This is a genomic window from Actinomyces viscosus (assembly GCF_900637975.1).
In the GTDB taxonomy this organism is placed as follows: Bacteria; Actinomycetota; Actinomycetes; order Actinomycetales; family Actinomycetaceae; genus Actinomyces; species Actinomyces viscosus.
Map to the genome: position 1 here is coordinate 1501666 of NZ_LR134477.1, position 17867 is coordinate 1519532.

The window sequence follows — 17867 nt, forward strand, 5'->3', positions numbered from 1 at the left end:
ACAGGAATCGGCGACAAGAAGTCGGTGGCTGTGGGCCGGCAGTCGGGCGACGGTAACAGCCATGCAGCGGCAGGAGCCGGCCGGTGGTCGGGTGACGGTCAGCTGACGACGGGACCGCCGTACCAGTCCTCGATGAGGAGACGGGCGATGGAGGTGGGTCCGGGCAGGAGGATGCTGCCGTCGTCGGCGCCCGCGGTGAGCTCGTCGCGTGAGACGAGGCGGGCCTCGACGACCTCCTGGCCGTCAGGGCGGGGCTGGTCCTCGCCGGGGGCCAGGCGCGCCCGGCAGCCGAGCATGAGCGAGCGCGGGAAGGGCCAGGGCTGGGAGGCGACGTACTCGACCTCGGCCACGCGCATCCCGGTCTCCTCCCACACCTCGCGGGCCACGGCCGCCTCGACGGACTCGCCGGCCTCGACGAAGCCGGCCACCACGGAGTAGCGCCGGGGCGCCCAGGTGGCGCCGCGCACGAGGAGGAGGCGGTCGGACTCGTCGGCGACCGTCATGATGACGGCCGGGTCGGTACGCGGAAAGTGCACGGTGGTGCAGTCGGTGCACCTGCGGGCCCAGCCGGCCTCGATGATCTCGGTGTGCCCGCCGCAGACCGGACAGTAGGCGGAGTGGGCGTGCCAGGCGGCCAGGGCGGTGGCGGTGGTGGCCAGGCCGGCGTCGCGGGCGGTCATCTGGGCGCCCATGGCCCGCAGGGCGGAGAGCGGGTAGCGCTCCAGCAGACGGCGCAGGTCGGGGTGGTCGACGGCGGTTCCCTCGGCGTCGGAGCCGGTGGCGGGCGGCTCGGGGGCGTCGGGGACCTCCAGGGCCGGGGGCACGACGACGGCGATCCAGCTGGGGCCGGTGGGGGCGCCGTCGTCGTCGTGCTCGCGGCCCACGTAGAGGACGGTCAGGTCCGGGGAGCAGGTGGGGGCCGAGGCTCCGAGGTAGCCGGCGCGCAGGTCGGGCAGGCCCCAGCCGCTGCGGGTGCCGGGGCCCTCCCAGGCGGTGGCGCCGGGGCTGCCGATGAGGCTGGGCGGGGTGAGGCCGTCGTCGGGCAGGTCGGGGTGGATGGCGGGGCCGGTCAGGGCGACGCGGCCACGGGCGTCGACCAGCAGCAGCCGGGTCTCGGGGTCGGCGGCGAGGCGCTCCAGCAGCCCGGGCTCGCTGCGCCGCTCGGCGTCGCGGTCGGTGGCGGAGCGGGACAGGGCGAGCTGATCGGTGCGCATGGTCTCACTCTCCCATCCCGTGCTGCGAAGTGCACATGGGCACACCTGTACCGATAGGAGACAAATATCAGGCCCGTACCAGAGGTGACCGCTCGCCTCGGCGCCGAGGTCTAGTCAGTGAGGTCCTGGAGGACTGAGTCGAATTCCTCGGCAGTGGCGAAGGAGGCCTGGGTGCCGCGTTTGGTGACGGAGTCCGCGGAGTAGCGGACGGCCAGCTCCAGGGACCGTTCCACGTCACCGGTGCGCACCAGGTGGTGGCTGAAGCAGCCGATGAAGGCGTCACCGGCGCCGGTGGTGTCGCGCGCCGTGACGGGTATCCCGGGCAGGTGCCGCTCTCCGGCGTCGGAGAGCCACAGGGCGCCCTGCTCGCCGAGGGTGACGATGACGTGGGGGATGCCGGTCTCGCGCAGGACGGCGGCGGCCCGGTGGATGTCGTCGAGGGTGTCGGTCGGCATGCCGGTGAGCATGGCGAGCTCGGTCTCGTTGGGGATGATGTAGTCGCAGCCCCGGATCCGCTCCAGCTGGAGGTCGGGGTCGGCGGGGGCGGGGTTGAGCAGGACGGGGACGCCGTGCCTGCCTCCCAGCGCGATCGCCTCGTAGACGGTCTCCAGGGGGATCTCGAGCTGGAGGACGATGAGGCGGCAGGCGGCGATGTCGTCCTCGGCGCCGCGGACGTCGTCCGGTGAGAGGTGGCCGTTGGCGCCCTTGATGATGAGGATCGAGTTGTGGGAGTCCTCGTCGACGAAGATCGGGGCGACGCCGCTGGATGCATCGGTGGTGAGCACGTGGGAGGTGTCGATGCCGTTGCGGGCGAAGTTGTCCACCGTGTTGGCGGCGAAGACGTCGTTGCCGACCCGGGTGAGCATGAGGACCCGTGAGCCCAGGCGGGAGGCGGCGATGGCCTGGTTGGCGCCCTTGCCGCCGCAGTCCATGTGGAAGTCGAGGGCCTCCAGGGTCTCGCCTTCGCGGGGCATACGGCGGATGTAGGAGATGAGGTCGACCATGTTGGAGCCGATGACGGCGATGTCTTTTCCGGTTCGCATACCGATTTCTCCGAGGATCGCGGCGGGAGCCGATGTGGGTGGTGTGATCGTGGGCGAGGTGTGAGGCGCTGGGCGGAGCCTGCGGTCCAGGTCCGACCTGAGCGCTTGGGGCCTGGATCCAAGGCTATCCTGTGGCGCCGTTCGGTGGGCCGGCGGAAAAGTGTCCGTATGGGACGACTTTGACGCCGGGCCCATCATGAGGCATTGACATCTGTGCAGGTCAGAGCGTTACGGGACGGCGCAGCCCGAGAAAAGCAGCGTCAAAGTCGTCCCATTTGGACAAAAACGGGCTCGTCTAGGCTGAGAGCGTGCGCACCTACCTCGATCACGCCGCCACGTCCCCGGTCCGACCCGAGGTCGCCCAGCAAATCGCCGAGGACCTGGCCGGAGGCCTCGGTGGCTGGGCGAATCCGAGCGCGCAGCACACCGCGGGCAGGCGCGTGGGGGCGCTCCTGGCTGAGGCGCGTGCCCGCCTGGCGGGCGCCCTGGGGGTGGACGCGCACGAGGTGCTGCTGACCTCCGGTGGTACGGAGGCCGACGCCCTGGTGGTCTCGGGTCGGGCGCGCGCGGTGCCGGGCGGACGGCTGGTGGTCTCACCGATCGAGCACCCGGCGGTCCTGGACTCGGCACGTACCGCCGTGGCCGAGCTGGGGGCGGGGCTGAACCTGCTGGGGGTTGATGACGCCGGGCGCGTGGCGCTCGACTCGGTGACCCGGGAGGTGGCGCCCCCGACCGGCTCGGGCCGCTCCCCCGCGTCCCTGGTCTCCGTCATGGCGGCGAACAATGAGACCGGGATCGTCCAGGACATGGCGTCCCTGGTGGCGCGCGTTCGGGAGGCCAGTGGGGCCGAGCGCCCCGATGAGCCCGGGTACGTTCCGGTCCACTCCGATGCCGTCGCCGCGCTGGGGAAGGTCGCAGTGGACTTCCACGGCTGGGGCCTGGACGCGATGAGCGTAAGCGGGCACAAGCTGGGGGCGCCGGTGGGCGTGGGGGCGCTGGTGGTCCGCCGGGACCTGGCGCTGACACCGGTCACGGGCGGGGGCCGTCAGGAGCGGGGGATCCGCTCGGGCACGCAGGACGTGGTGGCTGCCCGGGCACTGGCCCTGGCGGTGGAGCTGGCGGTCGCCGAGCGAGAGAAGCAGGAGACCCGGCTGGCGCCGCTGCGACGCCGGCTCCTGGAGGGCGCGGGGACGCTTCCGGGCGCTCACGCCACGCTTCCGGACGACGCCGACCACGTGGCCTCCACGGCGCACCTGTGGTTCGAGGAGGCCGACTCCGAGGCGCTGCTCATGGCACTGGACCTGGTGGGGATTGACGCCTCGGCGGGGTCGGCCTGCCACGCCGGGGTGGCCCGGCCGAGCCACGTGCTCCTGGCGATGGGCTTCGATGAGGGACCGGCCCGCTCCACACTGCGCTGCTCGCTGGGCCAGGAGTCCAGCATCGACGACGTCGAGCGGCTGCTCGCCGCTCTGCCCGCTGCCCTGGACGGGGCCAGGCGCGCTTGGAAGGTGACGCACGCCGGCCGAGTCGGTGACGCCTGAACGCCCGGCATCGGCGATCCTCTTCAGCATTCCAGATTCCAGCCGCGATATCCGAGCCCGCACCCCGATGAGAACGAGACGCCCCGAAATTCGTCCCTCGACACGCCGGGAAAGCGACTGGATAACCATCTCGAGAATGTGGCCTCCCGGCCTACTCCGTCTGTCATAGTGAAGGCATGCTCGGGCAGGTCAAAGGCGTCGTGATCCGCTGCGCGCAGGTCCTGGGCGCAGCCGCGCTGGCATGCGCCTCGATCCTGGGCACCTGGGCAGTCACGAGATCCTGGGGCGTCACGGCCGGCGCCGCGCTGGCGATCATCGTGCTGAGGTGGCGCCGCGAGCACCCCGATGCCGTTCTTGGCGTCCATGTCGTCCTGTGCGCGCTGCAGCTCGGCGTCGTCGATTCCCCGCTGCCCGCGGACCTGGCGGTTGTCATGTCCCTGTACTCCCTCCGTGGGTCGGTGGGGCAGGCGGGAGCTCACGCCCGCGTGGGCCGCAGCCGTCGTCGGCGGCTCCGCGCTGGGCGCGTGGGACTGGAACCGCGATGAGCTGGGGGCGATCCCACTCTCCCTGTGGGCCCAGGACATGGCGCAGACCTCCCTCATCGCGCTGTGCGTCGCTGCCGTCTCCTGGGGCCTGGGCAGGTTCATCACGCAGCGTCGCCAGCTGCGGGCCAGCCGCCTGGCCGCGCAGGAGCAGCGGCAGGCGGCGCACGATGCCGCGCTGCGTAACGAGATCGCCCGGGAGGTTCACGACGTCGTCGGGCACGCCCTGGCGCTGATCGCGGTGCAGGCCGAGGCGGGTCACTACCTGGCGGCCGGTGCTGAGGACGGCGCCGAGGACCTTGACCTCCCGCTCGACGAGCGACTGAAGCAGGCGGCTCAGGCACTCGGGCAGATCCGGGCGACCGCGCGCTCGGCCCTGGCGGACACTCGCGGCCTGACCCGTTCTCTGGCCTCTCCCCCGCCACCGGACGCGGCGGGTCCTTCCGCTTCCGGCGGCTCTCGGCCTGACGCCCCGGTGGCTAAGGCGCCGTTGCGTCCGGTGCCGACCATCGCTGATCTTCCCGGGCTCGTCGACGACGTGGGCGCGACCGGCCTGCCGGTCACCCTGTGGGTGGATGATCGACTCGACGACCTGCTGAAGGACAGCGGAGCTGAGGAAAGCCGTAACATTCTCGGGGCGCAGGCGCAGCTCGCCCTCTATCGGACGGCGCAGGAGTCCCTGACCAACGTGCTCAAGCACGCCGAGGCGGCCAGGGTCGAGGTGAGGCTGGAGTACCGGGACAACCGCGATCACCGGAATAACCGGGACAACCGCGATCACCGGGATAACCGGGATAACAAGGACGGCGACGAGATCGTCCTGACCGTTGCCGATCACCCCGACTCCGCCGGCACCGGGGTCTCTCCTTCGGCGGCCTGCACCCGCCTCTCCGACGAGCCGGCCCCGGCAGGAACCGGTGGGGGCCAGGGGCTGGCGAGTCTTCGGCAACGCCTGACGGCGGTCGGTGGGTCCCTGGACGCGGCTGCCAGTCCCGACGGAGGATTCATCGTGCGCGCCCGCATTCCCTCTGAGGCCGCGCGGACCGACATTCGAGAACCCGGGAGGTGAACCGGTATGAACCGACCCCTGCGTATTGCGTTGGCGGACGACCAGGACCTGGTCCGCTCCGGCTTCCGTATGATTCTCGATGCTCAGAAGGACATGTGCGTCGTCGGGCAGGCCGCCGACGGCGTCAGTGCGCTGTCCATGGTGAAGGCCACCCATCCCGACATCGTCCTCATGGATATCAGGATGCCCGCGTTGGACGGCATCGCAGCCACCCGCACGGTTCTGGGAACCCACCCCGACCTCAAGGTGCTTATCCTGACCACCTTCGATCTGGATGACTATCTCGTGGCGGCGATGCGGGCCGGGGCCTCAGGATTTCTCCTCAAGGACACGACGGCGCCCAAGCTGCTGGCAGGGATCCGCGCCGTGGCCCGTGGCGACTCGGTGGTGGCGCCCTCGGCAACGCGCCGGCTGCTGAAGCGGTGGTTCGCTCCCACCGGCTCAGGCGGTCCCGTGGAGCACGGGACAGATCCGGCATACGCGGGTGCCATTGATGCTCTGTCCGAGCGGGAGAAGGAGATAGCCACTCTGGTGGGACGCGCCATGAGCAATACCGAGATCGCGCAGCACCTCGTCCTGGCCGAGTCGACGGTCAAGTCCCATCTCAACCGGATCCTGCACAAGCTGGGGCTGCGCGACCGCGCCCAGCTCATTGTGCTGGCCTACGAGAGCGGGCTCGTACGCGTGGGTGAGGAGCCTCGACCTGACTGAGCATCCTCCGGTTGGAAATCAGCTCGTCACCTTCCAACCTCGGTTGGAAAAGAGCCTTCACCAGTCACGATGAACATCGCTGGGCTCTACGGTCATTCCCATGCGCACCAACGTTCGTTTCCATTTCCTTGACTCCTTGCGCGGCTTCGCTGTCATGGGCATCCTCCTGGTCAACGCCGCCGACATCATGAATCTGGGCCAGAACGCTGAGGTTCAGATTCATCGGCAGATCCCTGTGGCCGAAAATGCTCTGTACTACCTGGTGTCGACCCGTTTCGTCCCGATCTTCTGCTTCATGTTCGGAATGAGCATGGGGTTCGTCATCGACTCCGCATCCCGCCAAGGCGCCCCCGCCTGGAAGATCCTGCTGCGCCGCCTGGTAGCGCTCCTGGCGATCGGGGCGCTCAATTCCGTTCTCTACCCCAATGGGGTCTTGCGCTCGTATGCGATCGGGGGAATCATCCTGCTCCCCTTCATCCTCAAGCTCAAGCGCTCCATACGACTGTTATGGCGGTCTTTAATCAAGCTTTTCTTGGGTTGGTGTGATGGGTAGGTGCTCGAAGTCGTAGTCGAAGGTGCGGCTGGTGATGTAGCTGGTGAATGCGGTGTAGGTTTCCTCGGGGTTGTCTCGTTGTATGTTTGAGATGTTCTTCTTGGCGGTGTTCCAGACGTGCTCTATTGGGTTGTGGTCGGGCGCGTAAGGAGGTAGGTAGATCGGCCTGACGCGCTCCAGGGCCTGGCCGGGCTCATACAGGTCAGTGACCGCCTTGGCGTGGTGGAAGCCGGCGTTGTCAAGAACAACAGCGATCTTGTCGTTTGCCGTCTCGCGTACCAGACGGGCCAGGGCCAGGGTGACCTGCTCGGCGTTCTGGTTGCCCTCGATGGGGTAGACGCGCACCTGCTTGCTGGTCAGGCTCAGGGCGCCGAAGAAAGACTGGGCCGAGCGTTCTCGGTCGACATAGATCTTGGTCCGACGGCCGGTGGGCAGCCACATACGCCGGGTGACGGCCTCGTGCTCGACGCGCACCTCGTCGACGGTGTAGACCTCCCAGCCCCGGGCCAGCAGGTCGGCGACCTCCTGACGGACCTGGTCCATTCGCTCGGTGACGGCGGCCTCGTCGCGGCGCTTGTCGAAGGGGTCGGGCAGCTTGAAGCTCATCCCCACGAAGCGCAGGAGCAGCTGGTAGGAGGAGTCTGAGGCGTACTCCACGCCGAACTTGATCCGCACCACGTCACGCAGGGCCGGTACGTCCCAGAAGTCCGCCCTGATCCCGCTCTGGGCCGGTGGCCTACTCAGGATCCGCTTGAGCTGCTCCTTGTGGGCGCGGGTGAGCTTGGCGGCGTTCTCGTTGCCGGCGTGCCCAGTGACAACCGAGTGCAACCTGGAGCACCGCCAGCGGCGCAGCCAGTTGCTCACCGTCCTGCGGCTGCGGCCGACCATCTCAGCGATAACACCCGTGCCGACACCACGAGAGGCATACAAAATGGCCTCAGCCTTTAAACGCACCAGGACGAACGAGTCACCGCGTTTCTTCCACGCCAGAAGAACATCCCGCTCCTCCGCAGTCACATCAACAACCACACACACATTCTATATCGATACCCCCAAAACCACCCGACAACACAACCCCAGAAGGAAACTTTGTTTAATGCCGGCCATACTCGGGCTACTGGCGACGGCGGGAGCCTACGCGGTGTTGGGCGGAGGAGAAGCCTCGATACCAGGACTGTTCCTTCTAGGATCGGCGGCTCAGGCTTACGGCCTGCCGGCTCGTCTTGAGCACGCCGACCGTCGGATCGGCGCGGCTGCGCTCGTCTTTGCCACCGCCGGCACGGCTGCGATGCTCTGGCAGGCCACCGGGATCGGTGATCCCCGCTTCTCCACCGCAGGTGGAGTGGCCGGCGGCCTCATGGCCTGTCTCTATGTCTGTGTTCTGGCGCTGCTCTGGCGCACGCCAACTCGCCGGGTTCTCAGTGCGGTGTTCGACCCTCTGGGCCGTATGGCGCTGACCTGCTACGTCACCGCCTCCTTCGTCATGGTGCCGGCGGGAGTGCTGCTTGACTCACGTTCGACTCTCGATGTGGTTCCCGGTCTCATCGTCGCTGCTGCAGTTCTGCCCACCCAGTGGATACTCTGCCGCCTTTGGCTCTCCCGGTTCACCTACGGCCCCCTGGAGTGGGCGTGGCGGTGCATCACCTGGTGGCGGTGGGTTCCGTCGCGGCGCCAGCAGTCAACGCACCTTGATAATCAGCCTGATTCACTCGGATACGTGCAGGCGACGACGGCTAGGATGGCGTAGTCCTGCCCGCCGCCTCCAGGGTTCCCAGTGGCGTCTCACGCGGGAGAGCTATGGGAGAACACCGAAAGGCCACCTCCATTCGGGCAGCGCCTCTCGTACTGAGGAGTCCCCGTGTCCGCTACCTCGAACAAGATGATCGGCGAATTCCGCGGCAAGCCCGCGACGGCCGCCATGTACACGGTGATCGAGTCCTACGTCGTGTCTCTTGGTGACGTCACGAAGCACCTGACGGCCCAGGTCAGCTTCTCCGTCAACCGGAAGTTCCTCTGGGCGTGGGCCTACGAGAAGACAGCCGACGGCACCCTGTTCCTGAACGTGAGGCTCGACCAGCCCCTGGAGGATCCGAACGTCCACCGCGTCACCCAGGTCAGTGCGAACCGGTGGAACCATCACGTCGTCGTAAAGACGATGGAAGCCGCGCAGAGCGAATGGCTCAGGACTCTCATTGGTGCCGGATACGAGTTCGCCTCCCGCTAAGCAGCCCGCCATCGCTGCCAGAGCCGCCAAGCACGAGGCCGCGGACGTCAGACAGTCCTGACCTCATATAGCTAACGCTTAAACACGATCAACGAACTCCACGGCGATCTCGAGGGGGACCGGATCCCATTTCTTCACGTATCGCACGGCTCGCACACGCCCGTTTCTTCTTCCCGAGTCACGCAGGCGCCTGACCTCGTCGCGATCCAGCGGACTCTCCGAGAGCATACGGTCGATCGACAGGCTATAGGCCTGTCGGAAGTGGAGGCGCTCCAGCTCACGCTTCGTCATGGGATATTTTCGGCCGCCTGCCAGAACCCAGACATACAACAGCATGGCGACGACAACCATGTAGGGTACCAAGTCATCAAACATCGCAGCTCCTTCCTCTGGCCCAATCCTATGCCGGTCACCACAACGTCTTCTGAGTTGTCCCGACTCCCCTGCCGGCGTCGACCTGCGGTAGCCTGCCACGGCTGTACCCGCTTGCGTGAAGGAGATCCTCGTGCGCGTCCTGGCCGCCCTGTCCGGTGGAGTCGACTCCGCCGTCGCCGCAGCGCGCGCCGTCGACGCCGGTCACGAGGTCGTGGGCGTCCACATGGCCCTGACCCGCAACCGCGCCCAGACCCGCACGGGCTCACGCGGCTGCTGCTCCATCGAGGACTCCGCCGACGCCCGCTGGGCCGCCCAGATCCTCGGCATCCCCTTCTACGTGTGGGACCTGTCCGAGGAGTTCGAGGAGCGCGTCGTGGCCGACTTCCTCGACGAGTACCGCGCCGGCCGCACCCCCAACCCCTGCGTGCGCTGCAATGAGCGCGTCAAGTTCGACGCCCTCCTGGAGCGCGGCCTGGCCCTGGGCTTCGATGCGGTCGCCACCGGCCACTACGCGCGCCTGAGCGGTGGCGCCGCCTCCGGCCGCCCCGGTGACACCACCGGTTTGAGGCTGCGCCGCGCCGTCGACACCGCCAAGGACCAGTCCTACGTGCTGGCGGTCTCCGGCCGCGAGGGCCTGGCCCGGGCCCTCTTCCCGCTGGGCGATGCCCCCTCCAAGGCGCAGGTGCGCGCCGAGGCCGAGGCCCGTGGCCTGCCGGTGGCCTCCAAGCCGGACTCCTACGACATCTGCTTCGTGGCCGACGGCGACACCCGCGGCTTCCTGACCCGCTCGCTCGGTGCCCACGAGGGCGCCATGGTCTCCCCCGACGGCCAGGTCCTGGGCACCCACCAGGGATACTTCGGCTTCACCGTCGGCCAGCGCAAGGGCCTGGGCCTGTCCCGCCCCGCCGACGACGGCCGCCCCCGCTACGTCATCGAGACCCGCCCAGCCACCAACGAGGTCGTCGTCGGCCCCGAGGAGCTGCTGAGCCGCACGACGGTCGAGGGCGACGGGCTCATCCTGCTGGCCGAGCCCGAGCCGCTCGCCGACGGCGTCGGCGCAGTCCCCGGCCCTGGCGACTCCCCCGCCGTCGGCTGGCAGGAGGCCAGCGTCCAGGTGCGCGCCCACGGCCGCCCGGTCCCTGCCCGCGTCCGCGTCGACGAGACCTCGGGCCTCCTGCACGCCGACCTGGTCACCCCCCTGCGCGGCGTGGCCGCCGGTCAGAGCCTGGTCATCTACGGCGGCACCGACGGCGACCAGGTCCTGGCCCAGGCGACCGTCACCTCCGAGCAGGCCACCAGCCGCGCCGTCGCCTGAACCGGTGGACCGCCCTGTGAGCTCCCACCGCGCCGTCACTGCGTGAAAGGGCTAGGGTTGAGGCACCCCCGGCGCCCAGCAGCCCCAGCAGGAAAGGGATCCTTCAGCATGTCAGCCGACACGTCCGCCGATTCTCCGTCGGACACACAACCCGGCAACCCACCTGACCTCACTGCCCAGGACCCGGAGCGCTACATCGCAACCGTCAGGCTCGGTCCCAAGTCGCAGATCGTCATCCCCAAGGAGGTCCGGGAGATCTTCAATCTCGCCCCGGGGGACAATCTGCTCCTCCTGGCGGACCGCACCCAGGGCATCGCCCTGGTCAACCCGGCCGACTACGCCGACGTCGTCGCCGCCGCCTTCGACGCGGCGGCCCCCAAGGCCAGCGGCACAGCGGCGCCCAGGGCCACGGCGTAGTCACCGCGCCCCGAGCGCCGAGGTACCGGGCTCCTTCACCCCCGGTCAGCGCAAGCAGGTGTGCCGCTCGATCGCGCGCACCGCCCACCAGACCAGGACCGCAGCCAGGACCGGCGCCGCCACGACGGAGCCGATTCCCACCAGGTGCGGGTCCTGGCCCGTTCGGGCGGCCTCGATGAACTGCGGGAGCATCATGCGCCCCACGATCCGCCCGCTGGCCAGATCCAGCGACAGCGGCAGCAGCACCGTGGCGACCAGGCCCACAACCTGGTTGACCGCGTAGAGGATGACCAGGCCGACTGCCGGCGCCCCGAAGCCGAGCCGGTTCCAGCGCCCCTGCCCGCCAATGCTCATCACCGCTGCGACCTCGATAATCGTCACAACGACGCCCTCAACGACGGTCAGCCCGTAGAACACGACCATGCCGGTTCCCACCGTGCTGATCATCTGACGCACCGGTTCGAGGAGCTGCCCGAGCGTGGCACCGACCAGGTGCGCGTAGGCGGCGAACCAACCGATGGCGAGGAGCGTCGCCACCGCCGCAGACACCAGCACCGCGATCACGGCGTACAGCGTCTTGGCGGCGAGTATCACGCGTCCTTTGACCGGCAGGCTCATGGTGAGGTAGCCGCGCGCACCGTACATGGATGCCCAGTACTCGATGCCGACCTGGACGCTCACGACGCCGGGCATGGCCACGAGCGCCACGAACGCGCCGGCCAGCAGCATCGAGGAGACCACGGGAAGCTCGAGCAGGCTCAGGAGTATGAATCCGGCGGCGATGACCGCCACGATCCCCACGACTCCGGCGTTGCGCCGAGCCTGGGTCCGAACCTCCTCGATGAACAGCGTGGTGAACATCAGTGGTACTCCTTCCTGAACAGGGCGTCCAGGCTCATACCGCGGTCCTGGCGCAGGTCGTCGGCGTCACCCGCCAGCAGCAGGCGGCCGTCCTTGAGGAAGACGGCGGAGTCGATGATGGGCTCGACGTCGGCGATGAGGTGGGTGGAGATGAGCATGAGCGCCTCGGGATCGAAGTCCCGCAGGATGCCGCTGAGGATGACGTCACGGGCTGCGGGGTCGACCCCGGAGATCGGCTCGTCGAGGAGGTAGACGCGGGCCCGGCGCGACATGGCCAGGCTGATGCGCAGCTTCTCGCCCATGCCCTTGCTCATCTCCTTGAGGGTGCGGTCGGTCGGCAGGTTGAAGAAGCGCACGAGCTCGGCGGCCTTGTCGGCGTCGAAGTCGGCGAAGAAGCGCCGGTACTGGGCGATGGCCGCCGGGGCGGTCAGGTTGGAGGCCAGGAAGCTCGCGTCGGGCAGGAAGGAGACGAGAGCCTTGGACTCGGATCCGGGGGCATGTCCGGCGATACGGACCTGCCCGTCGTAGTCGGCCAGGACCCCGGCCAGGATCTTGAGCAGGGTGGTCTTGCCCGAGCCGTTGGAGCCCATGAGGCCGATGATCCGCCCGGGCGGGAGCTCGAGGCTCAGCCCGTCCAGCGCAGGTCGGCCCCGGTAGGTCTTGGTGAGGTTCTCGACGACGACCAGCAGGTCGGCGCCGTCGAGGGAGGGGATGGTGGTGGGTCTGTTGAGGGTTTGTGCGCTCATGACGCGTCTCCTGTGGTCTGGCGGCCCTGTCGGTCCGGGGCCCACCAGCGCTCGGTCAGGAGCGCGGTGGTCTGGTCCAGGTCCATGCCGATGGCGGTGAGGGTGTCGATGTAGGCGTCCGTGGCCCCGGAGGCCAGGTCCCGACGCACGGAGTCAATGGCGCTCTCCTTCGTGGTGACGAAGCGCCCGGCAGTGCGCTCCGTCGCGGTGAGCCCCTCACCGTCCAGCGCACCCAGGGCGCGCTGGACGGTGTTGGGGTTGACTCCGGTGCCCGCAGCGAGCTCGCGCACGCTGGGGACCTTGGTGCCCGGGGGCCACTGACCGGAGACGATCCGGCGGCGGAAGTCGTCGGCCAGCTGGACCCAGATCGGGCGCGAGTCGTCGAGATCCATGACTCTCCTGGTGCTCGGGGACGGGTACTGCTCATGAGCGCAGCACAGGCGACCTCGTCAGACCGTCTGTATTACTGCACTAATACAGTGACACAGACCGGCGACGGCGTCAAGCCGGAACATCCGGACACTCACGCCGCCCCACCCGGACGCGGACGCACACATCACAGGAATGCACAGGAATGACAGACAGTCTCCAAATCGGAGAGCAAACGGAATAAGTATTCTCGCGGGAATAACCGAACGAATAGTCGCGCGAATATCTACCAGTTGATCGATCATCTATTTCGCCTTTCGGCCGGCCTGTTTCCTTCTACGCTGTGCCCATGTCTCCGTCTCCCGAATCTCAGTCTCCCGAAACTCCATCCCCCTCTTCCGCGTCTCCCTCGCCCGAATGTACAGGAGCAACCTCTCTCCTTCCCTGAGGTCCCCTCTTCCGCGTCTCCCTCGCCCGAATACCCATCACCCACCGTGCCACCCGCCGGGTTCGACCCCACCCCCATGGCACCGTCGTCACCCGAACGCCCCCGACGGGGGCGCCTGGTGATCCTCAGCGTCGTCCTCGCCCTGGTCCTCGCACTGGGCGGCGGAGGCCTGTGGGCACTGACCCGCGACTCCGATCCGCTCTCACTGGTCAAGGCCCCGATCCTCAAGGCCCAGCAGGACCTGTCCAACCTCGGCAAGGAGCCCACGGCAGCACCCTTCGACTCCAGCGGCACAACGGCGATCGTCAACCAGCAGCTGACGATCCTGCGGGTGATCGCGGACCGCCGGGAGACCCTGGTGGCTCTGAGCGCGAGCCCCTCGGCCTCCCACGCCGCCTGGCAGGTTCCCGTCCCCGACGAGCTGGCGGGCCAGAGCCTCAACTGCAAGATGAGCACCAAGTCCCTCGACTGCGGAGAGCGGATCAGCATCGACCTGGCCTCCGGCATCAACAGCCCCGCCAAGCCGTCCACGGTCTCCGCCGCCGCCACCACAACCTCCCCTTCACAGGAGCCGGGGCAGCAGGAGCCGAGCGGCTCCAGCACGTCGGCCGATGACTCGACCTCGTCGACGGCGCCATCCCCCGCCTCCTCCCCCGAGTCCTCTCCGCAGACCTCCGCCACCGCATCAGACTCCTCACCCGCCCCCTCATCGCCTGACGGCTCCACGACGGCTTCCCCGGCCGCCTCCGCCGCACCATCGGCATCGGATTCCCCGGCCCCGGCATCAGCACCCACCTCGGTGCGTCTGAGCGAGGCGCCCTCCGACGACGTGCCGCTGTCCGTCAGCAAGGACGGTGCCGTGAGCGTCAACCAGGACAAGGTCTCCGGCCTGAGCCTCGACGGCTCCAAGCCGGTGTGGGCGGCCCGCGTCGAGGCGCCCCGCAAGGTCGTCGGCGTCAACCTGCCGTCAAGCCGTGAGGTCTGGGTCGTCAGTGACGGCGTCACCATGGCGGCCCTCGACGGAGGCACCGTGCTGTGGTCGAGCAAGCTGCCCGACGGCGCAGGCGCGCTCAACGGTCTGGGCACTGAGACACCGCCGCGCTGGCAGATGAGCAAGGGCGCCATCGTCATGGCCCACCCCGACTCGCTGCGCGCCCTCGACCCGATCGACGGCGCCACGATCTGGCAGGTCTCCACCCCGGTGACCTCATGGGCGGCCGGGGACGGCTACGTCGTGGTCTTCAACGGCTCGACGACGTCGGTCCTGGCCTTCGACTCCGGCTCGAGCTCAACCCGAGCCACGACGCTGCCGACCTCAGCCCCCACCTCCGCGGACACGCCCGACCTGAAGACGCTGGAGAACGCGAGCCTCGACGTGCCGGGCATCTGCGCGGAGGCCTTCAGCGGAGGAGGCCGAGGCGTGACGAGGGCTGACATGGTCAAGCAGGCCCCTGAGAAGACGACGGTCACCTTCTCCGACGGCAAGGCCGCCGGCACCGCCAGAGGCAACGGCGTGGGGGTCAGCGCGTCGAACACGATCTCCATGAAGGCGGCGCAACAGGGCCTGTTCGGCAGCACGCCGGTCATGGTCACCGTCCTGGACTGCAACGCGGACAATCCCACCTACGGGTTCGATGTTCTTGCCGCTTACAACGCCGACAAGGAGATGGTCGGCTCACTCGTCATGGACGCCGAGACCAACGAGATCGGCTACGTGTCCGCCCCGCACATGGAGAACCTGCGCGTCGTCGGCGGCACCATCGTCTTCGATGAGCCGCAGCTGCGGATCTCCGGCGACGAGTCATGCGTGACCTGCGGCGGCAGCGCCTCGGCCACGGTCACCGCGCAGTGGGACGGAGACTCCCTGGAGCTGTTCGACGTCGTCTACCACCTGCCGACCCAGGACATCCATCGCCCGTCACTGGCCACGGTCCAGGGCGTCTACAACGCTCTGGCCGCCAAGGAGGACAGCAGGGTTGCCAACCAGGTCGACCCCGCAGTGCTCTCGTCCCTGGATCAGCCCGCCGGGGCGAAGCAAGCGGGCGACGCCACGCTGCGCACCGCCTTCCTGCCCGGGAAGGGCAAGGTGGTCACCTGTCTGCTGGCCGGCTCCAAGGACTCCTCGGGCGCCTCAATGGCCTTGACACAGGATCTGCCTCTGGGCTCGATCGTCTGCCCGATCACCTCAGATGATCCTTCCAAGCCCTGGATGCAGCCCACCCCCATGTACTCCGCTCAGGCCGAGTACGGTTCCTGGCTGGTGCTCACCTCGGACGAGGAGGGTTTCACGATCACCGATATCGGGCACAAGACCAACTGACTCGGCCCGATACTGCCTGAAACGGCACGAATGGTGGGGGCGCACCGTCAGATCGACGGTGCGCCCCCACCATGTCGTTGGAGAAGCTTCTCAGCCGCGCAGCCTGGCGAGCTCCTCGACGAGCTGGGGCACGACGTCGGTGACGTCGCCGACGACGCCGAAGTCGGCCATCTCGAAGATAGGGGCCTCGGAGTCGTCGCAGACGGCCACGACGGTGCCGGCCCCCTGGATGCCACTGGTGTGGTGGACAGCGCCTGAGACGCCGAGGCCGATGTACAGGCGCGGGGAGATGGTCTCGCCGGTCTGGCCGATCTGGGCGCTGCGCTCGATCCAGCCCTCGTCGCAGGCCACGCGGGTGGCTCCGACGGCGGCATCCAGCGGCTCGGCCAGGGAGCGGACCAGGTCGAAGTCCCCATCCACCCCACGACCGCCCACGACGACGGTACGGGCCTCGCTCAGGGCCGGACCGGCCGCGACGGAGGTGGCCTCGCGCGAGACGAGACGCACGGCAGCGGCCTCGGCACTGACGGGCACCTGGAGAGGCTCGGCCGCGAGCACCGGGCCGTCAGCCGCGGCGACCTCGGCGATGCCGGGGCGCACGGCGATGATCGGGGTACTGCCTCCCGAGCCGACTGAGGCGGTGGTGGACCAGGAGCCGGACAGGACCAGCTTGGAGGCGCGCAGCGTGGCGCTATCCCCGGCGCCGGTGACCTCCAGGGCGGTGGCGTCGGAGACGCAGGCCGAGCCGAGCAGGACGGCGGCCCGTCCGGCGAGCTCCTTGCCGCGGTAGTCGGAGACGACCAGGACAGCAGCCGGCTGGACCGCGCCGACGGCCGCGACGACGGCGTCGGCCGCGGTGGCCGGCAGGTGGGCGGACTCGCCCAGGTCGGCGGCAAGCAGACGGGTGGCGCCCGCAGCGGCCAGGGCCGCGGTGGCCGGATCACCCAGGGGCTGGAGGGCCAGGGCGACAACGTCGCCGCTGGTCAGACCTCGGGCGGCGGTGAGCAGCTCCAGGCTGGGTCCGGTGGGTGCGGGGGCCGCCTCGGCGGTCTCAAGGTCGATCAGGACGAGGATGGGGGCGTCGAGCATGGGAATCAGCTTCTTTCGCAGGTGGTGTGAGGCGGGTGAGGCGGCACCGCGGGCTCAGGCGTCCCTCGCTGAGGGGTGACGGCCTGCGGCGGCTCGGCTCACCGTCAGACGAGCTTGTTCTCCACGAGCCAGGCGGCGAGCTCGCGGCCCGCCTCACCGGCGTCGGTGCGGATGATGCCGGCCTCGCGGGCGGGCCGGGCCTCGTCGTCGACGACGCTCACGGCAGGGTCGGCGACCTGGAGGTCCAGCTCGGAGGCGTCCCAGAAGTCGACGGGCTTCTTCTTCGCGGCGCGCATGGCGGCGAAGTTGGGGTAGCGGGGCTCGTTGGCCTGGTCGGTGACGCTGACCAGGGCGGGCAGGGGGGCGCTGACGACCTCACGGACGGTGCCCACGGTGCGGGTGACGGTGACAGCGCCGCCGTCGACCTCGAACTGGTTGGCCAGCGTGAGGGCCGGCAGGTGCAGGGCGGCGGCCAGCGCGCCAGGCAGCATCGAGGTCAGGGAGTCCAGGGAGGCCATACCGGTGACGACCAGGTCGACCTCACCGATGCGCTCGATAGCGGCGGCCAGGACCCGGGCGGTCGTGACGACGTCGGCGCCGGCCAGGGCGTCGTCGGCGACGACGATCCCGGAGTCGGCCCCCATCTGGAGGGCTCGGCGCACCCCGTCCTCGGAGTCCTCGGGCCCCATGGTCAGGGCGATGACCTCGCCGTCGGCCTCCTCGGCCAGGGAGACGGCAGCCTCGACGCCGTTCTCGTCGAGCTCGTTGAGGACGTCCTCCTCGCCTCGCACGAGCCGGCCGCCCTCGAGGCGGCGCTCGGACTGCACGTCGGGAACGTGCTTGATGCAGACCACGATTCTCATGCGCTCAAGGGTGCCATAACAGCAGCATCTCACCACTGAGCGCTGAGTCACCCTGACACCGCGTCAGGGCCCGGATCGCACCGGAGCGGACACGCCCGCGAGGCGCCCGCATGATGACGACAGGATGACGCCGGCGCATCACGGTGACGGATAAACGCGACGCGGCG

The 17867-nt window shown here is 69.0% G+C and carries 19 protein-coding genes; 10 read left to right on the forward strand and 9 right to left on the reverse strand.

Going from position 1 to position 17867, the window contains the following annotated elements; translation table 11 throughout:
* Nucleotides 1-98 precede the first annotated feature (98 nt).
* Together nudC and rbsK are read right to left on the reverse strand one after the other, a co-directional pair.
* The gene (gene nudC / locus EL340_RS06495; RefSeq protein ID WP_126413928.1) at nt 99-1214 is read right to left on the reverse strand and encodes an NAD(+) diphosphatase; all 1116 of its coding nucleotides are present in this window, start codon (nt 1212-1214) and stop codon (nt 99-101) included.
* A 110-nt stretch (nt 1215-1324) separates the two neighbouring features.
* Complete coding sequence (rbsK, locus tag EL340_RS06500) at nt 1325-2257, reverse strand: ribokinase (protein WP_126413929.1); 933 nt, start codon at nt 2255-2257, stop codon at nt 1325-1327.
* Between the two features lie 308 nt (nt 2258-2565).
* Here rbsK and EL340_RS06505 point away from each other — a divergent pair, with 308 nt between their 5' ends.
* The 5 genes from EL340_RS06505 (at nt 2566) to EL340_RS06520 (ending at nt 6673) form a co-directional block, all read left to right on the forward strand.
* On the forward strand, nt 2566-3798 hold the full coding sequence (locus EL340_RS06505; RefSeq protein WP_126413930.1) for a cysteine desulfurase family protein: 1233 nt from the start codon (nt 2566-2568) through the stop codon (nt 3796-3798).
* 176 nt (nt 3799-3974) lie between these two features.
* A complete protein-coding gene (locus EL340_RS15350) occupies nt 3975-4343 on the forward strand; it encodes a DUF7134 domain-containing protein (protein ID WP_232023253.1) in 369 nt (122 codons plus the stop codon).
* A gap of 37 nt (nt 4344-4380) precedes the next feature.
* Entirely contained in the window at nt 4381-5409 is a 1029-nt protein-coding gene (locus EL340_RS06510) for a sensor histidine kinase (protein WP_232023254.1), read from the forward strand.
* Nucleotides 5410-5415: 6 nt separating this feature from the next.
* The gene (locus EL340_RS06515; protein WP_126413931.1) at nt 5416-6120 is read left to right on the forward strand and encodes a response regulator transcription factor; all 705 of its coding nucleotides are present in this window, start codon (nt 5416-5418) and stop codon (nt 6118-6120) included.
* 100 nt (nt 6121-6220) lie between these two features.
* On the forward strand, nt 6221-6673 hold the full coding sequence (locus EL340_RS06520) for a DUF418 domain-containing protein (RefSeq protein ID WP_126413932.1): 453 nt from the start codon (nt 6221-6223) through the stop codon (nt 6671-6673).
* On the opposite strand, the gene EL340_RS06525 is transcribed toward EL340_RS06520, so the two are convergent.
* Nucleotides 6638-7702, reverse strand: a complete 1065-nt coding sequence (locus EL340_RS06525) for an IS630 family transposase (RefSeq protein ID WP_126413152.1) — start codon at nt 7700-7702, stop codon at nt 6638-6640. The genes EL340_RS06520 and EL340_RS06525 overlap by 36 nt on opposite strands.
* A 67-nt stretch (nt 7703-7769) precedes the next feature.
* On the opposite strand from EL340_RS06525, the gene EL340_RS06530 reads away from it, so the two are divergent.
* A complete protein-coding gene (locus EL340_RS06530; RefSeq protein WP_232023255.1) occupies nt 7770-8420 on the forward strand; it encodes a DUF418 domain-containing protein in 651 nt (216 codons plus the stop codon).
* A 111-nt stretch (nt 8421-8531) separates the two neighbouring features.
* On the forward strand, nt 8532-8897 hold the full coding sequence (locus tag EL340_RS06535) for a DUF5655 domain-containing protein (RefSeq protein WP_126413933.1): 366 nt from the start codon (nt 8532-8534) through the stop codon (nt 8895-8897).
* A 78-nt stretch (nt 8898-8975) separates the two neighbouring features.
* Here the strand turns inward: EL340_RS06535 and EL340_RS06540 are convergent, their stop codons facing one another.
* Entirely contained in the window at nt 8976-9272 is a 297-nt protein-coding gene (locus tag EL340_RS06540; protein ID WP_126413934.1) for a hypothetical protein, read from the reverse strand.
* 130 nt (nt 9273-9402) lie between these two features.
* Here EL340_RS06540 and mnmA point away from each other — a divergent pair, with 130 nt between their 5' ends.
* Both mnmA and EL340_RS06550 read left to right on the forward strand, forming a co-directional pair.
* Complete coding sequence (gene mnmA, locus EL340_RS06545) at nt 9403-10587, forward strand: tRNA 2-thiouridine(34) synthase MnmA (protein ID WP_126415352.1); 1185 nt, start codon at nt 9403-9405, stop codon at nt 10585-10587.
* Nucleotides 10588-10695: 108 nt separating this feature from the next.
* Nucleotides 10696-11004 carry an AbrB/MazE/SpoVT family DNA-binding domain-containing protein gene (locus EL340_RS06550; RefSeq protein ID WP_126413935.1) on the forward strand — a complete coding sequence of 103 codons (309 nt, stop codon included), beginning with the start codon at nt 10696-10698 and terminating at the stop codon, nt 11002-11004.
* A gap of 45 nt (nt 11005-11049) precedes the next feature.
* On the opposite strand, the gene EL340_RS06555 is transcribed toward EL340_RS06550, so the two are convergent.
* Genes EL340_RS06555 through EL340_RS06565 form a run of 3 tightly spaced genes read right to left on the reverse strand, consistent with a single transcriptional unit; the run spans nt 11050 to nt 13003 of the window.
* Nucleotides 11050-11865, reverse strand: coding sequence for a hypothetical protein (locus tag EL340_RS06555; RefSeq protein ID WP_126413936.1), 816 nt, complete (start codon nt 11863-11865; stop codon nt 11050-11052).
* Nucleotides 11865-12611: an ABC transporter ATP-binding protein gene (locus tag EL340_RS06560; protein WP_126413937.1), complete on the reverse strand. Its 747-nt coding sequence runs from the start codon at nt 12609-12611 to the stop codon at nt 11865-11867. Before EL340_RS06560 ends, EL340_RS06555 begins: the two co-directional genes overlap by 1 nt.
* On the reverse strand, nt 12608-13003 hold the full coding sequence (locus EL340_RS06565; protein ID WP_126413938.1) for a GntR family transcriptional regulator: 396 nt from the start codon (nt 13001-13003) through the stop codon (nt 12608-12610). Before EL340_RS06565 ends, EL340_RS06560 begins: the two co-directional genes overlap by 4 nt.
* A gap of 501 nt (nt 13004-13504) precedes the next feature.
* On the opposite strand from EL340_RS06565, the gene EL340_RS15730 reads away from it, so the two are divergent.
* Nucleotides 13505-15748, forward strand: a complete 2244-nt coding sequence (locus tag EL340_RS15730; RefSeq protein ID WP_269471648.1) for a hypothetical protein — start codon at nt 13505-13507, stop codon at nt 15746-15748.
* Between the two features lie 90 nt (nt 15749-15838).
* Here the strand turns inward: EL340_RS15730 and EL340_RS06575 are convergent, their stop codons facing one another.
* Nucleotides 15839-16837: an electron transfer flavoprotein subunit alpha/FixB family protein gene (locus tag EL340_RS06575; protein ID WP_126413939.1), complete on the reverse strand. Its 999-nt coding sequence runs from the start codon at nt 16835-16837 to the stop codon at nt 15839-15841.
* 104 nt (nt 16838-16941) lie between these two features.
* Nucleotides 16942-17700, reverse strand: a complete 759-nt coding sequence (locus EL340_RS06580) for an electron transfer flavoprotein subunit beta/FixA family protein (protein ID WP_126413940.1) — start codon at nt 17698-17700, stop codon at nt 16942-16944.
* Between the last annotated feature and the right edge of the window lie 167 nt (nt 17701-17867).

Coding starts and splice junctions, on each gene's coding strand:
- EL340_RS15730 (WP_269471648.1), top strand. CDS start 13,505: ATGGCACCGTCGTCACCCGAACGCCCCCGACGGGGGCGCCTGGTGATC.
- EL340_RS06510 (WP_232023254.1), top strand. CDS start 4,381: ATGGCGCAGACCTCCCTCATCGCGCTGTGCGTCGCTGCCGTCTCCTGG.
- EL340_RS06580 (WP_126413940.1), bottom strand. CDS start 17,700: ATGAGAATCGTGGTCTGCATCAAGCACGTTCCCGACGTGCAGTCCGAG.
- rbsK (WP_126413929.1), bottom strand. CDS start 2,257: ATGCGAACCGGAAAAGACATCGCCGTCATCGGCTCCAACATGGTCGAC.
- EL340_RS06530 (WP_232023255.1), top strand. CDS start 7,770: ATGCCGGCCATACTCGGGCTACTGGCGACGGCGGGAGCCTACGCGGTG.
- EL340_RS06550 (WP_126413935.1), top strand. CDS start 10,696: ATGTCAGCCGACACGTCCGCCGATTCTCCGTCGGACACACAACCCGGC.
- EL340_RS06575 (WP_126413939.1), bottom strand. CDS start 16,837: ATGCTCGACGCCCCCATCCTCGTCCTGATCGACCTTGAGACCGCCGAG.
- EL340_RS06520 (WP_126413932.1), top strand. CDS start 6,221: ATGCGCACCAACGTTCGTTTCCATTTCCTTGACTCCTTGCGCGGCTTC.
- EL340_RS06540 (WP_126413934.1), bottom strand. CDS start 9,272: ATGTTTGATGACTTGGTACCCTACATGGTTGTCGTCGCCATGCTGTTG.
- EL340_RS06515 (WP_126413931.1), top strand. CDS start 5,416: ATGAACCGACCCCTGCGTATTGCGTTGGCGGACGACCAGGACCTGGTC.
- EL340_RS06565 (WP_126413938.1), bottom strand. CDS start 13,003: ATGGATCTCGACGACTCGCGCCCGATCTGGGTCCAGCTGGCCGACGAC.
- nudC (WP_126413928.1), bottom strand. CDS start 1,214: ATGCGCACCGATCAGCTCGCCCTGTCCCGCTCCGCCACCGACCGCGAC.
- EL340_RS06560 (WP_126413937.1), bottom strand. CDS start 12,611: ATGAGCGCACAAACCCTCAACAGACCCACCACCATCCCCTCCCTCGAC.
- EL340_RS06555 (WP_126413936.1), bottom strand. CDS start 11,865: ATGTTCACCACGCTGTTCATCGAGGAGGTTCGGACCCAGGCTCGGCGC.
- EL340_RS15350 (WP_232023253.1), top strand. CDS start 3,975: ATGCTCGGGCAGGTCAAAGGCGTCGTGATCCGCTGCGCGCAGGTCCTG.